This is a genomic window from Arthrobacter sp. HMWF013 (assembly GCF_003061105.1).
GTDB lineage: Bacteria > Actinomycetota > Actinomycetes > Actinomycetales > Micrococcaceae > Arthrobacter.
This window is the reverse complement of the sequence record NZ_QAIQ01000417.1, coordinates 1-6,275: the sequence shown is the minus strand read 5'-3', so window position 1 is coordinate 6,275 and position 6,275 is coordinate 1. Positions and strand designations below refer to the sequence as shown.

Genomic DNA, 6,275 nt, shown 5'->3' with positions numbered 1-6,275 from the left:
GTTTGGCGCCGTGTTCCTGGCCGGCCTGGTGGTGGCGCAGTTCGCGTCCGGCCTCGCCGCGCAGGCCAGCGCCTCCCGCCTGCTGTACGCGATGGGCCGCGACTCCGTCCTGCCCAAGGCGGTCTTCGGCCGGCTGAACGAGAAGTTCCACACCCCGGTGGCGAACCTGGTGATCACCGGCATCGTGGGCCTGATCGCGATCTTCCTGGACGTGGCCACCTCGACGTCGTTCATCAACTTCGGTGCCTTCACCGCCTTCACGCTGGTGAACGCCTCGGTGGTGTTCCACTATGTGCGCCAGCGCCGGGCCGGGCAGCAACTGAACCCGGTATCCTACGTGGTGGTCCCGGTGATCGGCGCCATCATCTGCGCCTACCTGCTCTCCCAGCTGGACAGCAACGCCATTACGCTGGGGGTGTCCTGGCTGGTGCTGGGCGTGGTGGTCCTGGCCCTGATCACACGGGGCTTCAAGGCGTCGCCGCCGGAGATGACGGCCACGGAGAAGGCGACGGTCGAGGCGGCCGCCTGACCCTGACAGTTTGTAGTGTGGCCGCTGGGCCGAAGGAAGGAACTCTTGTGAGGGTTGCGCTGGGGCAGCTGGAGTCGGGCACCGACATCCGGGCGAATCTGGCCGCGATCGAGCGTTACACCGCCGAGGCAGCGCGCGACGGCGCCGCGCTGGTCGCCTTCCCGGAGTACGCCACCTACGAGAAGAAGAAGGTGGACGCGACGTTCCCCGCGGTGGCCGAGCCGCTGGACGGGCCCGTCTGCCGGGAGCTCGCCGGCATTGCCCGCCGCCACCGCATCGCGTTAGTGGCGGGCGTGCTGGAAACGTCGGAGGAGCCGGGCAGGGCGTACAACACTTTGGTTGCTTTCGGGCCCGACGGCGGCCGGCTGGCTTCCTACCGGAAGATCCACCTTTTCGACGCGCAGGGCTTCGGCGAGTCGACGTTCATCAAGCCGGGACCGTCCACTGTGCCAGTGGTGTTCGAGCACGGGGGAGTGCGGTTGGGGCTGATGACCTGTTACGACCTGCGGTTCCCGGAGCTGGCCAGGTCCCTGGCAGACGCCGGCGCGCAGGTTCTGCTGGTCTGCTCGTCCTGGGTGCCGGGCGAGCATAAGACGGAACAGTGGCTGGCTCTAAACGCGGCGCGGGCCATCGAGAATAGCGTCTACGTGGCAGGCGTGTGCCAGGCGCCGCCGGTGTCGGTTGGGCGGAGCGTGCTGGTGAACCCGATGGGGGTTGTGGAGGCCGACCTCGGGATGGAGCCCGGGGTGCGGGCAGTGGAGGTTTCGCTGGAGACGGTGGATCGGGTGCGGGACTCATTCCCGATGTTCCGGCAGCGGCGGCTGTAGGGACAGAGGTAAGTTCCGGTTCCCGTTAGGCAGGTTGAGACCAGAAGCAGCAGTTCTCCTCGCGCGGCCGCGAGTTTGAGGTTCGCACTCCTGTCTGGTATATTGTGGATGTCCTCAGGGGCAGTGAGCGTGTGACTTGGTCTCTCGTCGGTTCACGACCGAACGTTCAACGGAAACGGGCAGATCCGGGTGTCGAATCCCGGCGTCTCGAATGAGGCGTAGCTTAAGCAAAGCTCCCGCTTTTTTTATTGAAGGGGTCGACTCGAACGAGTCGGCCCCTTCAGTCATTGAGCGGCGAACCCGGCCTTGCTCATGGCAGTTTCTAGTTCATCGGAAGTTAGCGATATAGGGCCGTACTCGCGGCGCGCTAAACCCGTCACTTGTCGGAACTGCTGTTTGATATTTCCTGGCCTGCGATCGAGTTGCCAGTCAGACACAACTAATTCTGCCCACTTTTCACGCTTAATCGTTGCCTGTAGATGGATGTTTGCCTCTTCAGCTAACCGTTTAGTGAGTGCGAGAATGCCGATTAATTCGGGAACACCTAGAGTCACATACTCGTCCTTCCTATAGCGAGTGAAGGCAATGCCTGCAATTTTCTCCCATGCCGCGTGAGCGGATTGTGGAGTCCCGGTGATCCAATCCTCAAGTTTGCTGCTGGCTCTTCCCGCTTGATGGATGTGCGTATTGCGTGAGAGCCGCACAAGGTGGAATAGCCTCAGCGAATCTTCGGTGAAATTGCAGTTGATGGTGGTCTGGAAAAGCTCATGCATGTCCGCCATACCAATGTTCTTCAAACTTGTATTACTCTTACCAAGTAACCGCAGCATGCCGATTATCAAGTCTTCATGCAAAGCAAGAACCCGGGGAATGGCCAAGATACCGAGTAGATTTTCGGCATTTTCCAATACGGATCTAGCCTTATCAGTCGTAAGGTTGAATCGCTTGATATGCGGAACAGTGGGGAAGATTTTGCTCAGTTCTAGATTTGATCCTTGGGTCAGGGATAGTGTTTGGGACGCGAGGTTTGCTCCGGCCAGCAGCCCCATCATTGTGTCATTGGCCTGGATTCGCTGCTCAACATATTCTCGGTAATGTCGGTACCTTACTATTTGCATGCTTCCGATCGTGGCACACGTGGGGTCATGTTTACCGGCGACACGGTGCTGCGCAGCAGCGCCCTTGAATTCGTCGTGGAGCAGGACTCTCTGTTCCAAGCAGGCTTCCCAGAGTTGAACTGGCCAGTAAGATCCGAAGCCACGAAGGCCGGGCCTGGTATTGCACCGGGCGCGGGCCGTCGAGATTTGGTCCGCGTTCTACCCGCGGATGTGTACTCGCTAGGGTTCGCGGTCAGAGCATCCGTGCAGAGGAATCGGAAGCGGTGGAAAATCTCTTCCTCGAGGTGTATGAAGAAGTTCTCGATTACCGCGTTGTCACAGCAGTTTCCCTCGCGGGACATCGACTGAGTTGCCGGCGTTCTCGAGGAGCGCTTTCCACGAGGCGTGCCGGTCCTGGAAGCCCTGGTATGAGTGCACGAGAGGGCGTTGACCCGGTTCAGGCAGGCGAGGACTTGCTGGAGCAAATCGGCGGTGCGCGCGAGGTTCGGGACGGGCCAAGGAATGGGCAATATCTGCCCGTCGAAAAGTAGAGCTTTCATTCACCGACATTGAATTCGGTTACATCCGTGACCCACTTCTGGTCGGATGCGATAGCTTCCACCTATGGAAGGTAAGCAAAGGGGATGAGTACACGGACTAATTTGCGCGTGAATGTTATTGCTACCCAGTCATCCGAGAAATACCCCTAGTTGGTCCCCAGCTGCACCAAAGTCAGGCGCACGCAGTACGGGGAATTAGCGGATGCCTTCGAGCTTCATCCGCCTGTGTTCGTTAAACCCATTCGCAGTTTGCTCGTTATGTGCTGTACACGTACGACCTATCAGCCGCGCCACGGCATCAGAGAGTGGCTGAGTGCCGGCAGGAACTCCGGGCAGAATCTTGCCGCGAGAATCGACGATGATGTAACCCCATTCAAAGAGCGCGTCGCAGCCGAGGCTGCAGAGAAGCATGGCAGCGGAGCGGAAGTCGCGTCGCTCACCCTCGCTGCAGTGCCTCCGGGGCTTGATATGTCCGGCGACAAGCAGGCCCGATGGCAACTCCCTTCCGCAGACCGAGCATGGAGCTACCAGGCGTCCTTGGAGGAGGTGTTCCCTCAGGGGTCCCTGCTCTTTGCGAACAGCGCCCAGCGCCTCGCCGTCAGTCTCTTCATCAGTCCAATAGTCCTGCGAACGACCAAGCAGACTATCGTCGGAGACGGGCAGTGTTACGTTCAAGGCGCCGAGTAGGGAGTGCCCGTCTGACTCGGTGAGACGTGATAGGAAACCCAAATACATATTGGTCGCGTTATTCAACGGTCCCGGACGGCCGGGCTGGATGTACTTGTGAAGCTTCGTGTACGGGAGAGTTAGGCCTGTCGCGATGGGCTCAACTCTGACAAGCCATCCAGAATCGGTTTCACCTTGCCGACGCAAGTAGCCCGGCGGCCTTTCGAAGTTGATGTGGCTAGCGGTGACCATGCTGACGGCACGTAGCTGGCCTTTTGCATGATGGAACACAAGATCTCCGGGCTGCATCTCGAAGATGATGCTGCGTGTTTCTTTGAGTGCTCTGTTTCCAGCCCGAGGACACGTCCACAGAGCTTTTTGTTCCATGGCGACTTTGAAGTTGTCGCCCTGCATTGCATACCAGAACTTCACTGTTGCCCTTCTTGGCCGAGGAATCTCCCACATGAGTCCAGCCGCCCACCACGAATCGTGATCTGCAGCACAATTCACGGTACTTGTAGCCCGTCATACGTCAGTCATGGTGGAGGCTCTTGTTCACGCGTTCTGCTCTCCTGACTCGACAAATGAGACGCTTCATCGATGAGGAAACATATCGTCAAGCGGCAGAAATTCAATCGAGCGAAGTTGCTTCGCTCGAAGTTTGTCATGCGCGACCTGACCCAGCTTATCGGAGAGCACAAAGATTTTAGGCCCACCCACGCCTCCCTCCTCGGCAGTCTGCCGCATTGGGACGGTTCGTCGACGGCCGCGTGGCGAGGGCGCGTCGCGATTCACTTTTTGAAAAGGTGGCTGTTGCAGAAACAAAGTTCTCGAACTTGGAGGCCGTTCCTGGCTTTAGAACGGTGGGCCGACTATGAGTCTGATTTGAGGGGCGACTGGATGACATGGTCATGTGCGTCATTTTTCGACGACGTAACGAGAGGCTATGAAAATCCTGTTACCGCTGGGTTACTGCTGGAGCTAACCCTGACATGAGAAAGGCCCTTCCCCTTGTTTACAAGGGAGGCAGGGCGTTCTCAGTTGGCGGTGACGGTGGGATTTGAAACCTTTCCACTGCCGCCCCAGGCGTTGCAAACGGCGAGAATACAGGTATATCCATAACGCACAACCACCGGCAATCACGCAGAATGTGGGCATAATGTGGGGATCATTTAGCCGTAGAGGTTTCGTTTTTTACGCCCCGTACCAACCCGTTGCCTCCTGACGGCAGGGGCAACGGCAGCTACCTTGGGCGGGTTATAGATGGCTTCCTTGATGGCTTCGATCAACTTACCGTTGGACCGGATTTCCGTGCCTACCTTGAAGGATGGCCATTCTTTTCCTTTGCATCTTTCTGTAGACAGTAGCGGTCGCAATTCGGAGCATGTCAGCTACCTCCTTGACCATGTAAAGGGGATCAAGTTTTCTGTCATGGGCTGATCTTAAATTCCATGATCCCGGTTCAGTGGCATTTGCAGTCGCACCACGGCGCCAGCATGTACTCGTAGTCAGGCTCCAGATCCTCGTACGGGCTGGCTGACCGCTCCTCTTCGTTGATGCGGGCCATCATCGCCGCGAAACCCTCCGGATCAAACTTCACCATGCGGGCAGGCTACAAAGAAGCTCTGACATCCAGGAAAGTTGACGCATCCTTGATCTAAGCCCTCATTCAGCTATGCCTATACTCCGGTGCATCCGATGTCGAGACAGAAGGAGCACCATGGCCGACCAAACCCACAAACCCAGAAAATTTCATCAAATGCACTACAACCCCGATGTCAAAGGTGCCTGGAGCGGTTCTGGCCGCGACCTCAAAGCCGAGTGCGGACAAAGCGAGTACATCATGGTGACAAACGTCATTGAAGCAGTGAACTGCGAGAAGTGCGTTAAGAGTATGAAGCCGGTTGGCTATCATCTAGCTTCACCCCTACCCGTAGGTTAAGGTCTGGGTACGACACCACACCTTGGGGACAAATTGAACAAGCTTCAGTCACTAGCCGGCGCTGCAACGGTCGCATTTCTGGCGCTGACAGGCTGCTCCGCGTCAGTTTCGCAAATATTATCGTCTCCGACGCCAACACCCACGCCTACTCCGACCGCATCCGTTGCCGAGTTCGCCAGCACCATCACCGAGCATGAGCAGGAATGGCGTGACTACGAGGAGAACATAGGCGCATGTGCCTTCGCGTCTATCGGGAGAACCGCAACGGATTTTGCAAAGCGCATCACCTGTCGGCTCACAGCGTAGACGGTCACATTGACGGCTAAGACAGCGGCATAGAACATCCGAGCCCTACCTAAGCCGCCATCGGAAATAGACCCCCTGGTTGCCCGCACGCGTCGTTCCCTAGATGTGATTGCCAAGAACGACGCCTCTACGGCCTGCAAGGACACCGAGAGCGAAGCTTGCGATGCGGCAGAGACACAGGCCAACGGCGACATCCGGCCCTTGAATCCCATCCTCGACGCTTGGAAGCCCTAAACGCGCTAACTCAATTTCGTCTGGTCCATCTGAACCGTCCCGGGTTTGATGCCGCTATCTTCTGTGAGAAAGATAGTGATTATGCCCAAGCAGTTTCCGCCCGAAGTCCGTGAC

General features: G+C 57.8%; 6 protein-coding genes. 3 read left to right on the top strand and 3 right to left on the bottom strand.

Annotation, left to right across the window (positions count from 1 at the left end; all coding sequences use genetic code 11):
* Together DBR22_RS15420 and DBR22_RS15415 are read left to right on the top strand one after the other, a co-directional pair.
* On the top strand, positions 1 to 529 hold a 529-nt coding region (locus DBR22_RS15420; RefSeq protein WP_146187520.1), incomplete at its 5' end, for an APC family permease.
* Positions 530 to 546: 17 nt separating this feature from the next.
* Positions 547 to 1,356, top strand: coding sequence for a carbon-nitrogen hydrolase family protein (locus DBR22_RS15415; RefSeq protein ID WP_258229233.1), 810 nt, complete (start codon positions 547 to 549; stop codon positions 1,354 to 1,356).
* 284 nt (positions 1,357 to 1,640) lie between these two features.
* On the opposite strand, the gene DBR22_RS15410 is transcribed toward DBR22_RS15415, so the two are convergent.
* The 3 genes from DBR22_RS15410 to DBR22_RS23915 all read right to left on the bottom strand — a co-directional run bounded on the left by DBR22_RS15410 (position 1,641) and on the right by DBR22_RS23915 (position 5,282).
* Positions 1,641 to 2,408, bottom strand: coding sequence for a hypothetical protein (locus DBR22_RS15410; protein WP_108599752.1), 768 nt, complete (start codon positions 2,406 to 2,408; stop codon positions 1,641 to 1,643).
* Positions 2,409 to 3,208: 800 nt separating this feature from the next.
* Complete coding sequence (locus DBR22_RS23610) at positions 3,209 to 4,144, bottom strand: HNH endonuclease (protein ID WP_146187519.1); 936 nt, start codon at positions 4,142 to 4,144, stop codon at positions 3,209 to 3,211.
* A gap of 997 nt (positions 4,145 to 5,141) precedes the next feature.
* Positions 5,142 to 5,282 carry a hypothetical protein gene (locus DBR22_RS23915; protein WP_181365205.1) on the bottom strand — a complete coding sequence of 47 codons (141 nt, stop codon included), beginning with the start codon at positions 5,280 to 5,282 and terminating at the stop codon, positions 5,142 to 5,144.
* A gap of 117 nt (positions 5,283 to 5,399) precedes the next feature.
* Between DBR22_RS23915 and DBR22_RS23605 the strand changes: the two genes are divergently transcribed.
* Positions 5,400 to 5,621 (top strand): hypothetical protein, encoded by a 222-nt coding sequence (locus DBR22_RS23605; protein WP_146187518.1) that lies wholly within the window; start codon positions 5,400 to 5,402, stop codon positions 5,619 to 5,621.
* Positions 5,622 to 6,275 lie beyond the last annotated feature (654 nt).

Coding starts and splice junctions, on each gene's coding strand:
- DBR22_RS23605 (WP_146187518.1), top strand. CDS start 5,400: ATGGCCGACCAAACCCACAAACCCAGAAAATTTCATCAAATGCACTAC.
- DBR22_RS23610 (WP_146187519.1), bottom strand. CDS start 4,144: ATGTGGGAGATTCCTCGGCCAAGAAGGGCAACAGTGAAGTTCTGGTAT.
- DBR22_RS15410 (WP_108599752.1), bottom strand. CDS start 2,408: ATGATGGGGCTGCTGGCCGGAGCAAACCTCGCGTCCCAAACACTATCC.
- DBR22_RS23915 (WP_181365205.1), bottom strand. CDS start 5,282: ATGGTGAAGTTTGATCCGGAGGGTTTCGCGGCGATGATGGCCCGCATC.